General features: G+C 27.1%; 15 protein-coding genes. 4 read left to right on the top strand and 11 right to left on the bottom strand.

The genetic code is table 11. The features are described from left to right. From B3603_RS17770 to B3603_RS17760, 3 genes are all read right to left on the bottom strand, one after another. Nucleotides 1-1,103: ABC transporter transmembrane domain-containing protein (locus B3603_RS17770; protein WP_291567395.1), on the bottom strand; the 1,103-nt coding region annotated here is incomplete at its 3' end. Between the two features lie 392 nt (nucleotides 1,104-1,495). Beyond that, on the bottom strand, nucleotides 1,496-3,946 hold the full coding sequence (locus B3603_RS17765) for an ABC transporter permease (protein WP_291567393.1): 2,451 nt from the start codon (nucleotides 3,944-3,946) through the stop codon (nucleotides 1,496-1,498). Continuing rightward, entirely contained in the window at nucleotides 3,940-4,644 is a 705-nt protein-coding gene (locus B3603_RS17760) for an ABC transporter ATP-binding protein (protein WP_291567392.1), read from the bottom strand. The genes B3603_RS17765 and B3603_RS17760 overlap by 7 nt, the downstream gene beginning before the upstream one ends. Nucleotides 4,645-5,045: 401 nt before the next feature. On the opposite strand from B3603_RS17760, the gene B3603_RS17755 reads away from it, so the two are divergent. From B3603_RS17755 to B3603_RS17740, 4 genes are all read left to right on the top strand, one after another. Then, nucleotides 5,046-6,011: a fused DSP-PTPase phosphatase/NAD kinase-like protein gene (locus tag B3603_RS17755; RefSeq protein ID WP_291567390.1), complete on the top strand. Its 966-nt coding sequence runs from the start codon at nucleotides 5,046-5,048 to the stop codon at nucleotides 6,009-6,011. Between the two features lie 5 nt (nucleotides 6,012-6,016). Beyond that, nucleotides 6,017-7,630: a GxGYxYP domain-containing protein gene (locus tag B3603_RS17750; protein WP_291567388.1), complete on the top strand. Its 1,614-nt coding sequence runs from the start codon at nucleotides 6,017-6,019 to the stop codon at nucleotides 7,628-7,630. Between the two features lie 580 nt (nucleotides 7,631-8,210). Further along, entirely contained in the window at nucleotides 8,211-9,236 is a 1,026-nt protein-coding gene (locus B3603_RS17745) for a branched-chain amino acid aminotransferase (RefSeq protein WP_291567386.1), read from the top strand. A 286-nt stretch (nucleotides 9,237-9,522) separates the two neighbouring features. Then, nucleotides 9,523-9,672, top strand: a complete 150-nt coding sequence (locus tag B3603_RS17740) for a polynucleotide phosphorylase (protein WP_291567384.1) — start codon at nucleotides 9,523-9,525, stop codon at nucleotides 9,670-9,672. A 114-nt stretch (nucleotides 9,673-9,786) separates the two neighbouring features. On the opposite strand, the gene B3603_RS17735 is transcribed toward B3603_RS17740, so the two are convergent. The 8 genes from B3603_RS17735 to B3603_RS17700 all read right to left on the bottom strand — a co-directional run bounded on the left by B3603_RS17735 (nucleotide 9,787) and on the right by B3603_RS17700 (nucleotide 18,269). Then, nucleotides 9,787-10,395 (bottom strand): cyclase family protein, encoded by a 609-nt coding sequence (locus B3603_RS17735; RefSeq protein WP_291567383.1) that lies wholly within the window; start codon nucleotides 10,393-10,395, stop codon nucleotides 9,787-9,789. 251 nt (nucleotides 10,396-10,646) lie between these two features. After that, nucleotides 10,647-11,327: a Crp/Fnr family transcriptional regulator gene (locus tag B3603_RS17730; protein ID WP_291567381.1), complete on the bottom strand. Its 681-nt coding sequence runs from the start codon at nucleotides 11,325-11,327 to the stop codon at nucleotides 10,647-10,649. A 336-nt stretch (nucleotides 11,328-11,663) separates the two neighbouring features. Continuing rightward, nucleotides 11,664-12,806, bottom strand: a complete 1,143-nt coding sequence (locus B3603_RS17725; RefSeq protein WP_291567379.1) for a hypothetical protein — start codon at nucleotides 12,804-12,806, stop codon at nucleotides 11,664-11,666. Between the two features lie 10 nt (nucleotides 12,807-12,816). Next, nucleotides 12,817-14,091 carry an ABC transporter permease subunit gene (locus tag B3603_RS17720; RefSeq protein WP_291567378.1) on the bottom strand — a complete coding sequence of 425 codons (1,275 nt, stop codon included), beginning with the start codon at nucleotides 14,089-14,091 and terminating at the stop codon, nucleotides 12,817-12,819. Nucleotides 14,092-14,098: 7 nt separating this feature from the next. Further along, nucleotides 14,099-14,974, bottom strand: coding sequence for an ABC transporter ATP-binding protein (locus B3603_RS17715; protein WP_291567376.1), 876 nt, complete (start codon nucleotides 14,972-14,974; stop codon nucleotides 14,099-14,101). 2 nt (nucleotides 14,975-14,976) lie between these two features. Then, nucleotides 14,977-15,738, bottom strand: a complete 762-nt coding sequence (locus B3603_RS17710; RefSeq protein ID WP_291567375.1) for a hypothetical protein — start codon at nucleotides 15,736-15,738, stop codon at nucleotides 14,977-14,979. Beyond that, on the bottom strand, nucleotides 15,731-16,285 hold the full coding sequence (locus B3603_RS17705; RefSeq protein WP_291567372.1) for an RNA polymerase sigma factor: 555 nt from the start codon (nucleotides 16,283-16,285) through the stop codon (nucleotides 15,731-15,733). Before B3603_RS17705 ends, B3603_RS17710 begins: the two co-directional genes overlap by 8 nt. Nucleotides 16,286-16,916: 631 nt before the next feature. Beyond that, complete coding sequence (locus tag B3603_RS17700; protein WP_291567371.1) at nucleotides 16,917-18,269, bottom strand: serine hydrolase; 1,353 nt, start codon at nucleotides 18,267-18,269, stop codon at nucleotides 16,917-16,919. Between the last annotated feature and the right edge of the window lie 31 nt (nucleotides 18,270-18,300).

Here is an 18,300-nt window from a genome sequence, read left to right as displayed (position 1 = left end):
ATAACCTGAAAATTTATATCCTTAAGTATATTTCCATCTTCACCATAACTAAAAGAAACATTGGTAAATTTTATATTTCCTTGGATTTCCATTATGGATTTCTCTCCAAAATATTCATTAGAATAACTTAAATTATCCATAAGTCCAAAGATTCTTTCTAACGAGGTCAGAGCTTGTTGTATTGTTGAATTCATTTTTGTAATATTCATAAGAGAATTGGAGAATTGTTTTGAATAAGAAGAAAATGCTATAAAAAGTTCAAGGGGTAATATTTTATTTATAACAAAATACCCTCCTATGCCCATAACTAAAATGGAAGATGCAATATTGATAAAACTAGATAGATCATGAGCTACTATATTTGTAAGTGCCATTTCTATTCCCTTGTCTTTAACATCATTAGAAATATTGTCAAATTCCATAAAATTATGTTTTTTTATTCCAAGGCACTTTACTTCTCTAATTCCTTGCAGTGATTGCTGCACATTACTAAAATAGTAATCTGTTATATTTTTTAGTTCCGCACCCTTTTTCTTGAGTTTTTTACCATACTTCACAAATATATAGTATGAAAAAGGGAAACATGCTACAACTACAAGAGCAAGTCTTATATTAATCTTAAATACAACGAACCCTATTACTATGGCTTTTAAAATATCTATTATGGTATTTACAAATTGAAATGTTATTATGTCACTAAGTGCTGCTGCATCATTGTAAAGCCGTGATATAAATTCTCCTACTGGCATTTCATCAAAAGCCTTAACTGGAAGATTTAATATCTTACCATACATATCACATTTTAAGTCTTTAACGATATTATTATTAAGATAAGTTTCAATGGATGAATAAAAATGCATAATTACTAATTGTGACAAAGATACAATTGCTAAAAATACTAGACACTTAACTAAAATGTCTAAATTTCCTTGCGGTAGGCTAGAAATTAGAACTCCAAATATATATGGTTCTATTAAGCCAAAAATTATGCTTGATGAAATACATATGAAGAATAGAAGAAGTCTAAGTTTATATGGTTTTACATAAGTAAATGCTCTTTTTAAAAGTTTCATATCCTCTTTACTCAAAAACTTTATTTTCATATAAATAGCTCCTTAAACTTAGTAATAATCTTAGTAGTAATATATTGAAATTCTAACATTTATTTCAATATACGTAAAGTAAATCTATTATTCAAAATATTCTAAAAATTGACACTGTATCTAATTATTTTTGTATACCATTCATTTTCTCATTTTTTCATTTATTTCCTATATTTTTGAAAATGTTCTATAATAATTAATAAAATATTAAAAAATTATGTAATATTTTTGAATTTTTCTTTACTTATAGCTTTATATAAAAAAATAAATTTAAGGACTTTCAAGTGTAAATACTGATTTTAAATTAAGTTTACTATAAATAAAAGTACTAAGGGATTTATTTCATACAATAAATTCCTTAGTACTTTCTATAAATAATTAATATATAAGCTTTACTCTGCGCTCTTTAGCGATTCTACCATATTAATCTTCTTTAATTTTTTATACATAACTATATTTACTAAGCTTGAAAATACTATAGTTAATATAGCTGAGTATATAAAACTCATAATTTTAATTTCACGAGAAAACATTACCATATCAGTTTCTGCTGTCGTAATTACATATTTATGGAGAAATACACCTAATATTACTCCAACTAAAGTTCCTATTATTGATAATATGATATTTTCTCTATAAACATATCCTGCTACTTCTTTATCGTAGAAACCTAAAACCTTTATGGTAGCAAGTTCTCTCATTCTTTCGCTTATATTTATATTTGTTAAGTTGTACATTACAACAAAAGCAAGAGCACCTGCTGAAGCTATTAAAACTAATATCACTGAGTCTACACTATCCATAGTTTTTTTAAAACTATCACTTATACTAGTAGTAAAATTAATAGTAGCTATTTTAGGATTTTTCATCATCTCTTTAGACAATTTATCTTCTTGATTCGTATCCTTATTCTTTAATTTAGATGAAAAAGCATTATAATTAACCTTATCATCAAATAACTTTTCATAATACTTAGGAGACATATAAACATAATGACTAACGTAATGCTCTGTAATATGATTTACTGTGGCATTTACAGTTTTATCATCTAATGAAATTTCAATATTATCTCCTTCTTTGATATTTAGTAACTTTGAGAGTTTTTTAGTAATTACCACTCCATTATCGCCAATATCTATTTTGCCATTCTCTTCTCTTAAATTAATAAATTCATTAAGTTTATCTACATCTTTAGGAATTAATATATATCCTTCAACACTAGAGTTCTCTTTATTATTACTTTCTACTTTTATGTTTTTTTCAAAGGATAAAAGAGAATCCTCTATTTCATCATAATCTTTAAGTTCATCCATAAATAAATATTCTTTATCTTCATGAATGCTTTCTCTTAAATATCCTTTTAAATCATAAGTATAAATTTCTCCAAACTGTTTTTCTGTTACTGCAACTATAGAATCTTTTAATCCAAAGCCTGTAATAAGAAGAGTTGTACAACCAGCTACCCCTATTACTGTCATAAAAAATCTTTTCTTATATCTAAGGATATTTCTTGCAGTAACCTTTTCTGTAAAGGACATTCTCTTCCAAATAAATCTTATTCTCTCTAGTAATATTCTTTTACCTGCCTTTGGTGCCTTAGGTCTCATAAGTATTGCTGGTACTGCTACTAACTCTTTTATAGAGGCACCTACTGCTGCAAGTGTAGTACAGAAAATAGCTACCAATGCTGAAGTTATTGCTAAATCAATATGAAAATTACCTACCACTGGAGGAATTGTATACATTATTCTATAAGCATTAAAAATAAGAAATGGGAAAATTTTAAATCCTAAAATTACTCCTATAATACTACCTATAACACTTGCTGTAAAAGCATAGATAAAGTATTGAGAAACTATAGAAAATTTACTATATCCTAAAGCTTTTAAAGTTCCTATCTGAATTCTATGTTCTTCAACCATTCTCGTCATAGTTGTAAGACATACAAGAGTAGCTACTAAGAAGAAAATTAGTGGGAAAGCAGTTCCTATAGCTTTTATTCTATCAGAGTCATCTTGAAATCCTCTAATTCCTTCATTGCTATCTCTAGTTTTAATATACCAGTTCTTATCTACAGCTTCTATTTTTTCCTTTACTTCATTAACTAAATCTTTATACTCATCTAAAAAAGTATTTTTTGACTTAGCATCATCAACTATAATAGATAACTCAGTATATATGTCTTCTATTTTTATCCCTGGAATTTCAGGAATTTTGGGAAGTGCTAATTCCTTTGCAGATTTTTCGCCTATTTGAAAAAATCCACTAGTTGAACCATTCCCTAAGGAATTTGCCCCTCTTTGATATGTATTTATATATAATGGACTATTAACAATACCTGTTATTTTAAAATCTTTAGTCCCATTAACAGTTTTAATTTTAATATAATCTCCTATTTTTAAGTTTTCTTTTTCAAGATATGTTTTTTCTGTAACTGCTTCACCTTCATTAGTTGGCATAGCTCCATCTACTAATACAGGATTATTAACAGATTTTTCTCCTATTTTTAAGGAATGTATCTTTATTGCTTTTTCACTATCATCATTTATAGCTAAGGCATCAAAGCTATATCCTCCATAAACTTCAGAAACTCCTACAATTTTTTTAACTTTGTCTATATCTGATTGTTTAAAACCATTCAAAGATTGTATAGTCAAATCTGCAGTATTATTATCATCTAAATATTTATCTGCTGTAAACTTCATTTCAGGACTTGTAGCTCTAACTCCTGCAAAAAAAGCTACACCTATTGCTACAATAATCAATATGGAAAGAAATCGTGATTTAGATTTAGTTATTTCTCTTAAAGTATTTTTCGTAAGTGCATTTTTCATTGTTACCATTCAATCCTTTCTACAGACATTGGATTGTTATTAATGGATACACTGTCAACTTTACCATTTTTAACTTTAATAACTTTATCTGCCATAGGTGCAATTGCCAAATTGTGAGTAATAACTATTACTGTCATGTTCTGTTTTTTACAAGTATCTTGTAATAATTTTAATATAGATTTTCCTGTAGAATAATCTAAAGCTCCAGTAGGCTCATCACATAGTAATATTTTCGGATTTTTAGCAATTGCTCTAGCTATAGAAACCCTTTGCTGCTCTCCTCCTGATAATTGAGAAGGAAAATTATTTCTCCTATCCTCAAGCCCTACCTCTTTAAGTACTTCCTCTGGATTTAGAGGATTCTTACATATTTGAGTAGCTAACTCTATATTTTCAATAGTATTAAGATTTTGAACTAAATTATAGAACTGAAATACGAATCCTATGTCATATCTCCTATAAGTAGTTAACTGTTTATCATTATATTTACTTATTTCATTGCCATCTACCATTATTTGTCCTTCACTGGGAGAATCCATTCCCCCTAGTATATTAAGTACAGTACTTTTCCCTGCTCCACTAGGCCCTACAACTACAACAAATTCACCCTTATCTATTGAAAAATTAACTCCATCTACAGCTTTGATTTCTACTTCTCCAGTTTTATAAGTTTTTTTTACATCTTTAAGTTCTATGTATTTATTCAAAAATTTCTCCTCCTACTAGGTCAAATTTTTACACTTTAATTATAGCATAGCAGTTTATTTAAGATAATTTTTTCTATTTTATCATAAAATTTATACAATTCACAATTCACAATTCACAATGCAAAGTTCACAACTAAGGCTGAAATTATTTTTGATCAAAATAATTTCTTTAAATTGATTTTTTAACTAGCAATACAATTGCTAGCTTTTTATAAGAAGTTACTGCGTAACTTCGAAGAAGATTAATTCTAAATTTCTCAGCTATTGCTGAGAAATATCCACAATTGTGAATTGTCAATTGAAAAAGGTTGTGAATTGAATAAAACATAGGACAATAGCTTAAATTATATATGTATGTTAGAAACAAATTTTATTTGATTATTATAATGAGGTGAATAATGATGAAAAAAAGAATTAAAGTAAGTATATTGACCTTTCTAATAATACCAATTATAACTGTTCTTACTTCATATTTAGGTAAATCTATAGAAACTTTCGGAGCCCCTACTGATGATACAAGTGTAAATCTCGTTGTAGATTCTCTTAATATTCGAACGCTCCCAAGCCATTTTCGCAAAAGTTCCGATAAAGTTAATATCAAAGATAACGAATCTTTAAATCTAACTGGATTAGATACCTTAAATATATCTGGCAGTAAACAGTTTTCTGAAAATGGTCTTGCTCTTATAAAAAATTCTATAGGAGCTAGTATGCCTATAGTTGTTGTAGACTTAAGGCAAGAATCTCATGGTTTCATTAATGGTGTACCTGTCAGTTGGGCTAATTCAAAAAATAATGCAAATATGGGATTAACAAAAGAACAAGTTTTAGCTGATGAGCGTAACAGGCTACAAAGCATTAAATTACATGAACCTCTAGTTATTCACGGCCATCATGATAGAACAGTAATACCTACAAAGGTCCAAGATGAAAAAGAGCTTGTTAAATCTCAATTAATGTCATATGTACGTATTCCAGTTACAGATGGCAAATTACCTACAGATGATATGGTCGACTATTTTATAGAATTAGTAAATTCACAGCCTAAAAATACTTGGCTACATTTTCATTGTAAAGAGGGTATAGGAAGAACAACTACCTTTATGATTATGTATGACATCATGAAAAATGCTAAAGAAGTTAGTCTAGAAGATATTGTTAAGAGACAAATATTATTATCAAATATGAGTTCAAGTAGTGCACAAGGGTTTTATAATGAAGAAAGAAAAAACTTTTTAACTAACTTCTATAATTATTCTAAAGAAAATACTGATAATTTTAAAACTAATTGGTCTCAATGGAAGAAAAATTCATCTATCAATATTACCATGATTGAACAATCATTTGTTATGGATTTAGGAGCATAATTCCTATGAGATCAAAAAAACTATTAAGTAAAGTTCTTATATTCTTTGTTTTTTCTATAATATTTCTTAATATATTTGTGTTATCAAATAATGTCTATGGAAATAGCTCTTATTACATAAAAAATTCAAAAAAACCAAAATATCTTTACGTTATAGATCAAAATAATATGACCAATGCAGAAAATACGATGATAGTTACGCTTCAAGGATTAGTATCTAACCGTTCAACTTCACAAATTTATACTTTAAATTCAAATGAGCCTGATTATAAAATATGGCTTGATGACTTAAAAAATAATTATGGAGTTAACTATGAGGTTGTTACAGATCCATGGAGACTATTAGATACATTTAAATCTTATGTAGATGGATATGTACTTTACAGCAATAAAATAGAAAAAGATCCCTCAATAAATAATGCTTGTTCTTTAGCATCCTTAAAAAGAAGTATAGTTGTTGAAGAATCTCTTGAAGCTAAAGTTAAATCTTATGGTATAACAAAGCTTCAAGGAGATTGCAGGAACACAGATAAATATTGGGCTTATAATAACTTATGGAATTCTGGACTAAATCATTCAATTGTAATTCAATTATCTCCAGATAAATCTGCCCCATTACGTGATTATGCCATAATGACGAAATCCCTAGTATTCTTTGAAGATATGTCATATGATTTGCCACTTAGTAATAAAGTATTTAGCTCCATGGATAACGATTCCGTATGTTTAGGATGGGGAGCAGATGAACATACTAACGTAAGTACAGCTTCAAAATATGGCGTAAGCGTAGTTGCTGCAGATTGGTCTTATAATTTAACTGCATTAAGTGCTTTCCCATCATTACCTATAGCTCAAAAAAAACAAGCTTCTCCTCCTGTAGAAAATGATGTACATTATGTTACATTTATTATGTCTGATGGCGATAATCAACAATGGAATCTTGGTAGTAATTATGGTTCTCCAAAGTGGTATGGCTCTCCTTATAGAGGAAACTTTAATATGGGATGGTCTATAACACCTTCTATGTATTATCTAGCTCCTACAGTCTTAGACTTATATTACAAAAATGCTAGTAATGGAAAAAATAATGATACTTTCATCGTATCTCCCTCTGGAAATGGCTATATGTACCCTAGTCAGTTTCCTGCTATAGCACTAGATTCTTATGTAAAAAGATTAAATAATTATATGAAAAAAGTTGATCAAAAATACGTGGCTATAATCGATAATGATTCCTTTTATAAAACTAGTCTTTGGGATAAATATACTAAAGAACCTAATATTCAAGGATTATTCTATCTTAACTATCATAAACAGAATGATTATCATGGAGAAATTATATGGTCTAATAATAAACCAATAGTATCCTGTAGAGATTTGCTTTGGAGCGGGCTTCAAGATGAGAATATGTTAGTTTCAGAAATTAATAATAGAATAAATCTAGGGAATACAAATGTCCATGAGATAGCTGCATACTCCTTTGTGTACGTACATGCTTGGAGTAAAGATATGAGTAGTATTAAAAATGTTGTGAATCAATTAAATAAAAATCCTAAGGTAAGAATAGTTACTCCAGAAGGATTTATGACACTAATAAATAGAAATCTTAAAGAAAGATAGATAGCCTATCTATAAGATTCCACAATGAAAATTTAACTTATGTATGATTTTAATTTCCACAACAAAAATTCTCATTTATAGATTAAAAATTAAGAATTAAGGATTAATAATTATGGTTAAAACTCCGCAGCTAAAGCCTTTGGAGTTTTCTTAAAATAAATTTTATTTTAAGAAATTCACCTTTAGTGAATTTTTTCCTAAATTCTTCATTCTTCATTATTAATCCTTAATTTCTAAGGATCTAAGCTATTTTTATAGAAAATTTGTTTTCCAGATTATATATTAAGTTTTCGTGTTGTATCCTATAGTAATGCTATCTATCTTTTTTATAATTATGTTAAAATTATAAGCTATTATATCTATTATATCTATTAAATACTTACAGTATTAACAGAGATTAAAATTATATTTTCTATTTTCAAAAACTTACTATTATTCGAACTATTCAAAGAAAAACTATGATTTAATTTCTTCTTATAGTCAATATTAGCTTAATTGTAGTTAGACATATATAAATTAGCGTGTTAATATAAAATTATAGAATATAATTTTAGGATATAATTAATTAGGAGGAATTTCTATGGATAAAGCTTTAAACATTGATTGGAGCAAATTAGGATTTGCTTATATTAAAACAGATTTTCGTTATATTTCAAAATGGAAAGATGGAAAATGGGATGAAGGAGAACTTGTTCAAGACAATACACTTGCTATAAGTGAAGCATCTACAGCACTTCATTATGGACAACAATGTTTTGAAGGATTAAAAGCTTATAGAACAAAAAGTGGTAAAATTCAGTTATTTAGAGTAGATGAAAATGCTAAAAGAATGAATAAAAGCTGTAAACGTTTGCTAATGCCTGAGATTCCAGAGGAAAAATTTATTGATGCATGTATTCAAGTAGTTAAAGCAAATGAAGCCTATGTTCCACCTTATGGTACAGGTGCAACTCTTTATCTTAGACCTTTTTTAATAGGTGTTGGAGATAATTTAGGTGTTAAACCTGCTCCAGAGTATATATTCTGTGTATTTTGCTCACCAGTTGGACCATATTTTAAAGGTGGAATGAATCCTGTAAACTTTATTATTACAGATTATGATAGAGCAGCTCCACTTGGAACAGGTGCTGCTAAAGTGGGTGGAAACTATGCTGGAAGCCTATTGCCTCATGATGAAGTAGTAAAAAAAGGATTTGCAGATTGTATTTATCTTGATCCAGCAACTCATACAAAAATAGAAGAAGTTGGAGCAGCTAATTTCTTTGCAGTTACAAAAGATAATAAATTTGTTACTCCAAAATCACCATCAATTCTTCCTAGTATAACTAAATACTCTTTAATGCATGTTGCTAAAGAATATCTAGGAATGGACGTAGAAGAAAGAGATGTTTTAATTGATAAATTAGACGAGTTTGTAGAAGCTGGTGCTTGTGGTACAGCAGCAGTTATAACGCCTATTGGAGGAATTCAACATAAAGAAAAAATGCATACCTTCTATAGTCAAGATGAAGTAGGACCTATAACAAAAAAACTTTATGATACTCTTTATGGAATTCAATTTGGAGAAGTTACACCACCAGAAGGTTGGATTTTTAATGTACTGTAATATATAGACATGCTATTGGAAAAGTTAATGTATAGATAATATAACTGATTACTTTAGTGTTACAACCAAAATAATTCACACTGCACAATTCACAATTATGGTAGAAATTAGTTTAATTAAAATTAATTTCTACCATAATTTTTAACTATAAATTGCGAATTGTAAATTGAATAGTTCTAATTAAAATTTTATAAAAAATTTCTTATTATTTAAATTAAATTAGTACAAAATCTACCACACATATTTACAAAGTCAGCTGGAAATAACTAAATATGAGGTGATAGATATGGTGAATAATAATATTTCAGATTCTTCTAATGATATTAAATACGCTAATTTACATGAGACAGAAGAAAAAAGAATTAAAGAAATAGAACAACAATTTAATAGTGAATTTGGAACTGAATACTATTTAATGGTTATGAAAAAATCTTAAGCTTAAGAGAGCTATTGATATGATAATTATCAATAGCTCTCTTAAGTTTTTAAGTTTAACATAACATAAAAACTTCAATTTCTATAGTTTCTCATCTAGACATTATTTTATATATTAAAATTCAACTAGTACTCTCGTAGGTAACGCGTCTAATCTTTCCATTTTTATAGGCATACAATAAACCTTAAAATCTTTCTTAGGAATTTTGTTTAGATTAGTTAAATTTTCTATTCCATATATGTTATTATCTGCAAGCAAATTATCAATAAATCGGTGATTCTTCCCACGACCAAATCCTAAGGCATCGATACCTATCATATTTACTTTTTTATCAATTAAATAATTTATAACTTCTATTGATACTTCAGGATGATCTTGATACTTTTTCTCATCATCTAAATATTTATCCCAGTTAGTTTGAAAAAATACATATATGCCTTCCTCAATCATAGATAAATCTAAATCATTTAGTTCAATAGGTCTATTTTCTATATGAGAAACATCAAATTTTATTCCTTTTCTAATTAATCTATCTAATTCTATTTCGATAACACTCATTGTATCTATATGAGTTCCTGAATTGTGAACGGCACCAGAAAAAAAGGTAGTAGCATATTCTCTTTCAGTACCTTCAAAACATTTAACTTTTTCAACTTTTAATGTTGGAGCACCTTTTATATAGTTCATTCCTAATTTACCAACTTGAGTAACATCAATTAACATAATTCAAACTCCCTTCACTTAACTTATATTTTTAAAAATATATAATAAAAATTTCAAAAAATTAATTTACTATTCTAATACTTTTACTTGTTTTCTAACTCTTCTTTATATTCTTTTTGTATAGTATTTTTTAATAACTTTAACATATTATAAATACTACATGCTTATCCATAATATCAGCCATATCATATTCAACTTCATTTAAGTTTTCATATCTGTATGATTATCTTAAAGCTGTACTTATAGTTTTATCACCACTTTGCATTTATTGATAATTTTTCTAGTTTCTCTTTATCTAAAATACATATAGTTGATTTATCCTTATTTATAACTTTCTCTTCAGATAAATCTTTTATAATTCTACTTAGATGCCTAGGACTACACCCTAAGTTAAAGGCTGTATCAGATAAATTAAACTTTTCTATTTTATACTCATTTTCCGGAAGCACAGTAACTAAGTAAGTAGCAAATCTATTTATTAAAGGATACAACATACTATGAAACAATTCTCTACAAGTCTTTGATAATTTTTTACTTAAAAATTTGCAAACTGATTTATAAAACTCAACATCCTTAGATAAATGTAGCAAAACATCTTCAATTGAAATTCCAATTAAAATTGTTTTTCCTACAGCTTCTACATTATGCTGATAACTTAGTTTTTCTAATAGCTCTAAATCTCCTAACATATCTAAAGGATTTGAAAAATCTAATAAAAATATTTTTCCATTTTCCGTCAGAGAATATACTTTTGTTTTCCCTTCTACTAAAAAATATATATAATCAATTTTCTCTCCACATCTATATATAATTTCTCCTTTACGAAAAACATGTAATTGCATATATTTAGTCATATCTTCTTCAAATAAACTATAAATATTAAATTTTTCAATATAAAAGTTTAGCTTTTCATTATCTTTTAATATTTCCATAGCTATCACCATTCTTATTATAAATTACTTTTTTATTGTAGTATTGGACATATTGTCATTATTTTTAATAAGATATTTTAATCAATTGAGTAATGGAATTAATTTTAGGCAATTAATTAATAAACACTATAATATTATCATATTAACTAATAGTTTAAGATTTAATTATATAATTATCTATAACTAAATATAAATTTCCCAGATAAAAAATATTTTCTAATAACCAATGATTCTATAAACTTTTATTTATAGGCTTAAAAATAAAGCAATCTTATATATATTTAGTTAAGATTGCTTTATCTAAAAGATTATTTATTATATATATTTATATAAAATTTAATTAACAATATCTAATATCTTTTCTTTTTTCCATCTTATTGTTATAAGTACTATTCCAATAATAATCAAGGAAAAATAAGTTATAGGTATGAAATATTTAGGTAGATAAATATCTGTAATCCTACCTATAATACGTGGAAGCAGTTGGCTAATAATAAAAATTATAGGTACTTGTACTCCAATTAAAGTTATATAGTTATTTGCAATACTTGATATAAACATTACTATTAATCCAATAACAAAGCTCAATATATACACAGCTATTACTGTAATAACTATATACTGCATAAATGTTAAATCATACCAAAATAAATAGCTACCAAAAACTGAATTTATATTAGAATTAAAAAACATTTCTACATTGTTAAATGAATAAGCTATGAAAAAACAAAGAAGTTGAATAGTTGTTATTACAAAAGAAGCTATTAATCCAGAAGCCACCTTCTTTTTAAATAAATTCCTCCCATTTTTAGATGTATGCTGAAGAAGATTTACTTTATTTAACTTATCTTTTAAAAATATAGGTGATATCATGAAGATTATGCTTATTACTACTAACATAGCTACATATTTTATTAAAGCATTATAATTTTCAAAAATTAGATAAGGAAAAACTGATTCATAATTTCCACTATTAGCTATTTCTTGGATTCGTTTTTCTTGTTTCTCATTTATTGTCTCATATGTAGATCCCATCCACTCATCTTTGTGCTTATAATCTTCTATTAGCTGTTCTCTTACTTGTAGTTGCCAAAATATATCTGATCTTACCTCAAAGAAAACATAATTATGTAGATTATTTAACTTTTCTATATCTTGATCCATATTTTTAAATTTTTCATAGCTAGTTATCCCTTCATCTACAAAATCTTTCTTTGATTGAAGATATCTATCTGCCTCTTCTACTTGTTTACTATAAGTATCTTTAAAATGTACAAATTCCTTTTCATCCATTTTTTCTTCATAATTATTTATCATTTCAACACCTATATTATAGTAATCTAATTCCTGTCTTCCGTTAGGAAAATACTCTATGTAAAAACTAATAAATAGAAAATACATTATTATACTGATAACCATAAGTACAGATACCATCTTTAGGCTAAATATTTTCTTTATTTCATTTAAAACTACTTTCATTTATGCCCTCCTAATATATACTTTCTCTTTTAAATTTTTTAATGCATAAGGTACATAGGATTATTAATAACACCGACCATACGCAAACTGTAATTATTCCATAATATTTAAATACTGTAGATACGCCATTTCCCATAAACCATAAAAAAGGATTTAAAATAAGACAAAAAGGTGTAAATCCAGTAATAAAAATAGCATTAGAACTGGCTGGCATAAAACCTGGTATCAATATACTTCCTCCAAAGATTATGGCAAATATAAAAAATACAACATAACTATTTTTTATAAATTTTGATATTACAAAGGTAATGCCAGCAAAAAGTAACTCACATATATAAACAATTCCAATAGAAAAAAATAAATATTGAGCAAAAGACATATTCCACCATGATATATATGGTAGGTTATATTCCCAGTTAAAAGCAGTACTTATTGGAACATTCCAAAGTCCTGAATAATCGAAAAAAATAAAATAAGCAAGCAAAGTAACTCCCATAATAATAGTTGTAACTATTATAGAGGAAATTATTGAAGCAAATAGTTTGTCCATAATAATCTTTCTTCCCCTTTTAGAGGAGTATGCTAAGTGATGAGTACTGTTTTCAAACTCATAGTTAACTAAATAGGCTGTAATTAGAACAACTATTACCATTATTTGAAAAATAATATTCTTAAATAAAGTCTTAAATAAAAAAGAATGCATTCTATAAATTTCTCCTATAAAAAATAGGTTTTTATGTTCTCCATTTTCTTTTATTTTTTCAAATCTGTCGCCTAATTTTTTATATTCATTTCTTAAAGTATCAGCAGCTTTCCCACTGAGTCTAACTGAATTTATCGCACTCTCCGCAATAGTCATTGTATCAATGGTACTATATCTTTCATCAATATTTTTCATAGATTGGCGATATATTTCTACAATACTTAACTCACTGATAAATTTTTTCTCCTCTTCGTTATAAATATCTCCTTTATAACCCTGTGGTGAATATTCATTATCCTTAAAAAGTTCTAATACACTTTCATAGCTTTTAGAAGTTTTTTTAGAAGTAATTTCATTCATTTTATTTAATTCATCATTATAATAATTATCAAACTCATTAACCATTTTGTCGTTAATTTCATATCCAAACTTATCTACAATTTTATTTAAGACCTTAAGTTCATCTCTAGAATATCCATTATTGAATATAATAAAAAAATTAAAGGCTATAAATATCGCCAAAAGTGATAGTATTATAGGAGATGTAATGGCCTTTTTAAGCTCGTACATTTTTATCTTCATAAAATATCTACACCCTCTCTAATGGTTCATCTCTATATTCATAAAGAAATACATCTTCTAAGCTTGGATTAACAGCCTTCCATGCACTATCAGGTTTTCCTTTACATATAAACTTTACTTTCATCTTACCTTCTTCCTGTTTTTCTGATAATGAAAAATACTGTTTTCTAAAATTAGAAGCAGCATCAAAATCAATTTCTGTTTCATATACAATCCCTTGAATGTTTTTGCATATATTATTAATACTATCTTTATAAAGTATTTTTTTGTCCTTTATCATAACAATTTCATTAGCTATTGATTCAACATCAGATACTATATGAGTTGAAAGAATAACTATCCTATCCCTTGACAGCTCAGTAAGTAAATTTCTAAAACGAACCCTTTCTTTTGGATCTAAACCAGCAGTAGGTTCATCTAATATAAGAATTTTAGGATCATTAAGCATTGCTTGGGCTATGCCTACTCTCTGAATCATTCCACCAGAAAATTTTCTCATCTTTTTATTAGCTACATCTTCAAGAGCAACTAACTTCAAAAGTTCTTCTATTCTTTCCTTAGCAGCATTATTATCTATACCTTTTAGTGCAGCTAAATAAAGTAAATATTGTTTTGGACTATAATTTTTATAATATCCAAATTCTTGAGGTAAATAACCTAATATATCTCGATATTCATCATCCATTTTCACTATATCTGTCCCATTATAAAGGATTTCCCCTTCATTAGGAAAAATTAGTGTTGTTAGCATTTTTATCAGTGTGGTTTTTCCTGCCCCATTTGGTGCTAATAGTCCATAGACCCCATTTGCAAACTCAAGATTAATATTTTTAAGCACAGAAAAGTTTCCATAGCTTTTGGTAACATTGTTTACTACTAACATTTTTAAAACACTCCTTTTACAGTTCTAAAAGTAATAAGCTTTTTTAAACTTTTTATATAACTACAACCACAGGCAATTATTACAATTAAATACACATATGTAGGTATACTCATAAGCAATTTATTGTAAAAATTCATATTAAATATACTTAATGCTAAATTTATAAATATCCATCCTCCAATTACAAAGTACTTTGTAAAACCTGAACCTATCTTAGTTATTAAATATAAAAATACAGTAGAAAATAAAAATAATGATGTAACTGAAATCATGAATCCCTTTAAAAAGTTTATTTGTTCATATCCAAGGAAAATTCCATATATATATATTCCATTGGCTATAATACAAATAATACTAAAAATAAGCATTCTCAATGCTGCTAATTGGTATATATTATATTTACATACCATCTCTATTTCATAGGTACCTTTTTGTTTTGTATTAACAAAAGAAAATAATGACATAATTAAATATAATATTGGAGAAACCATAAATATAAGAGAATATATTACCTTATATTCCATATTAGAATTCTTACTAATACCTACAGTAAGGGAAATTAATATAGGTAATATTAATATTATAAGAAAACTAATTTCTCCTATATCGTGAAACAGATGCTTAAAACCAATCTGCCTATACATATTTTTTAGATGTGAATGAAATGATTCTTTTGGTTTAATCCCCTTATTTATAATAGTTTTAATTTGAGCTTCTATTTCTAAGTCATCAGGCATTTCTATATGAAACTTCTCCTTATTCATATTGCGCCTCCTTTAATATTTTTCTTATTTTCTTAAGAGTTGCATAGTACTTAGTTTTAACAGTAGATTCTGGCATTTGTACTATATTTGATATGTCTAAGAATGTACTCTCCCCAAAAATTTTTAATCTAAATATTTGTTGTGTTATCCCATCAAACTTATTTACTATATCAATAATTCTTTGAGCATCTTCTCTATACTCTATATTAATTGTAAAATCTTCCTCATCATATATATCATAATCATCAATTGTAACAGCTATACTATTGTATCTATAGTGCTTAGAACGATAGTAATCCACCACTCGATTAGTGGATATTTTATATAGCCATGTTCTAAAAGAAGCTTTTTCTCCATCATAATTATTTATTGATTGTAGCATGCTTATAAATATTTCTTGTGTTAAATCCATAGATAGTTCTTTATTAATTGTTTGCTTATATACATATGCATATATTTCCTTATAATATATAGAAATAAGCTCATTTGCTGCAGCTTTGCTTGATTTCAACTTAATTTCCTTTATCAATCGTTTTTCTTTATCCATATTTCACCACTTACTTAACTATTTTCATGAAAATAATGAGTGAGACTTCTCCTTATATATAGATCTAATATCTTAGAATGTAGCTTATAATTTTGTATAGATGTTTCTTTAAGTATTCAATTCACAACTTTAATCAATGGAGAATTGACGATGGACAATTGANNAAATATTAGTTAATGTATTAAATATTATGCCATACTATACTGCACCCCTGGGGTCTATATTAGAGTATAGTTACAAGCTAAAATTTTGTAGTTATTTTTAAATTTATTTAAATTTTACAGTCTTTGTATAGACCCCAGAGGTGAAAATCTCTGCAATTCCTTTTTCATAGTCAATAATTCTTCATTGTGAATTGATAGCAATTATTTTGATACATATGCCCTTAGGTTGGGTACATCCATATATTCGTAATGGTATTATAAATAGTTTTACTTTGTTCAAAATTTTATTAAATAAATAAAAAATAACGCCACCAGTTATTTACTGTTGACGTTAATATTGTAACTATTTTGACTATAACTTATTCTACTATGAAGCCCTAAGTAACAGGAACAATAGTATATTAGAATTACTCTAAGATATTTTTGTGATGATATTAATAAATAAAATATTCGTTTTAAATTTTTCTTTAATCAATTCGAATTGCTTTCTCACCACCAGATTGATAAATGACTAATTCACAAACCTTACCTTTTTCATCTTTTAAAAACTCCAATTCAACTAAAGCATGTTTTATAAAGAATCTTGTTTCTGATAGAGGTATTAATTCATATAGTGATTTCATTAACATTTGAAAAAATAGTTTTCCATCTTTTTTTATAACTGTTATTTCTAATCCAGGATCTAAAAGATATTTTCCTATATATTGGTCATAAACACTTTCATCTATATCTACTCTTTCTTTTGCCTTAGGTACTTCTGGAATTGTATACGGTTTGTCAAACAAGATTTGCTGCACTGCTAAAAGGGTTTGTTGCTGAAAATCTATATTTTGTTCAAAGTTACATAGGTATATAATTGTTTTATTTTTATCTATATAACGAAATAAATAATTGTTATATCCTGGCCATCCCCCACTGTGGCTAACTACCTTTCCCATATCATTATCATAATCAATAATCCATCCAAATCCATAATCAAAGGTTTCTTTATTATTTAAACATACTGGCGCAAAAGCTTCTTCTAATGTTTTTCTAGTCACTAGCTTTTCTGAATATAACGCTCTATCCCAAATAAAGAGATCTTCAAGATTTGAACTTATCATCCCATCTCCCTGCATTCCATCTAAGAATACAACATATTCTGTTCCAGCTAATTTATCTGGAAGCTCATATTTTTCTGACTCATGAGAGTACACATATCCATAAGCATAATCAGATACTTCTTCCTTATTATATCTACGATTATATACTCGTGAATTCTTCATACCAAGTGGCTGAAAGATGTATTTAGCTATATATTCCACAAAACTCATCCCTGTTACTCTTTCTATAATCAAAGCAAGGACAACATATCCGGTATTACTATACTCCCACTTTTCATTAGGCTCAAAATACATATCTGGTTTATATTTTTTTAGCATTTCTAATACGTCTTGATTGTTAGCAATATTATCACGATTCCATTTTTCTATAAAAAGAACAGAATAATCTGGCAAGCCGGATGTATGATTAAGAAGTTGTCTGATTGTAATTGCCTTATAAGGAAAATCCGGAATCCATTTCTCAATCAAGTCTTCATATTGGAGTTTTCCTTGTTCCTTTAAAATCATAATTCCCATGGCAGTAATTGGCTTAGATACAGAGGCTAATTCAAATACAGAATCAGTAGTTAGTGGACGATTCGTTGATATATCTGCAATACCAAAGGCCCCTTTATAAATTATTTCTCCACCATCTGCTACTAAAACTGCTCCATTAAATTGGTTTTTCTCAGCTAAATTCATAAATAAATTATGAATTTTATCTTGTTTTTTATTCATAAAAATTCCCCCTTTGAATTAACATTTAAAG

Source organism: Clostridium sp. UBA2485 (assembly GCF_002341865.1).
In the GTDB taxonomy this organism is placed as follows: Bacteria; Bacillota; Clostridia; order Clostridiales; family Clostridiaceae; genus Clostridium_J.
The sequence above is the reverse complement of the archived record's forward strand: the minus strand, read 5'-3'. Positions and strand labels throughout refer to the sequence as shown.

Bases quoted from the DNA above. Each gene is read 5' to 3' on its own strand.
- B3603_RS17765 (WP_291567393.1), bottom strand. From the start codon at position 3,946: ATGGTAACAATGAAAAATGCACTTACGAAAAATACTTTAAGAGAAATA.
- B3603_RS17755 (WP_291567390.1), top strand. From the start codon at position 5,046: ATGAAAAAAAGAATTAAAGTAAGTATATTGACCTTTCTAATAATACCA.
- B3603_RS17750 (WP_291567388.1), top strand. From the start codon at position 6,017: ATGAGATCAAAAAAACTATTAAGTAAAGTTCTTATATTCTTTGTTTTT.
- B3603_RS17745 (WP_291567386.1), top strand. From the start codon at position 8,211: ATGGATAAAGCTTTAAACATTGATTGGAGCAAATTAGGATTTGCTTAT.
- B3603_RS17740 (WP_291567384.1), top strand. From the start codon at position 9,523: ATGGTGAATAATAATATTTCAGATTCTTCTAATGATATTAAATACGCT.
- B3603_RS17735 (WP_291567383.1), bottom strand. From the start codon at position 10,395: ATGTTAATTGATGTTACTCAAGTTGGTAAATTAGGAATGAACTATATA.
- B3603_RS17730 (WP_291567381.1), bottom strand. From the start codon at position 11,327: ATGGAAATATTAAAAGATAATGAAAAGCTAAACTTTTATATTGAAAAA.
- B3603_RS17725 (WP_291567379.1), bottom strand. From the start codon at position 12,806: ATGAAAGTAGTTTTAAATGAAATAAAGAAAATATTTAGCCTAAAGATG.
- B3603_RS17720 (WP_291567378.1), bottom strand. From the start codon at position 14,091: ATGAAGATAAAAATGTACGAGCTTAAAAAGGCCATTACATCTCCTATA.
- B3603_RS17715 (WP_291567376.1), bottom strand. From the start codon at position 14,974: ATGTTAGTAGTAAACAATGTTACCAAAAGCTATGGAAACTTTTCTGTG.
- B3603_RS17710 (WP_291567375.1), bottom strand. From the start codon at position 15,738: ATGAATAAGGAGAAGTTTCATATAGAAATGCCTGATGACTTAGAAATA.
- B3603_RS17705 (WP_291567372.1), bottom strand. From the start codon at position 16,285: ATGGATAAAGAAAAACGATTGATAAAGGAAATTAAGTTGAAATCAAGC.
- B3603_RS17700 (WP_291567371.1), bottom strand. From the start codon at position 18,269: ATGAATAAAAAACAAGATAAAATTCATAATTTATTTATGAATTTAGCT.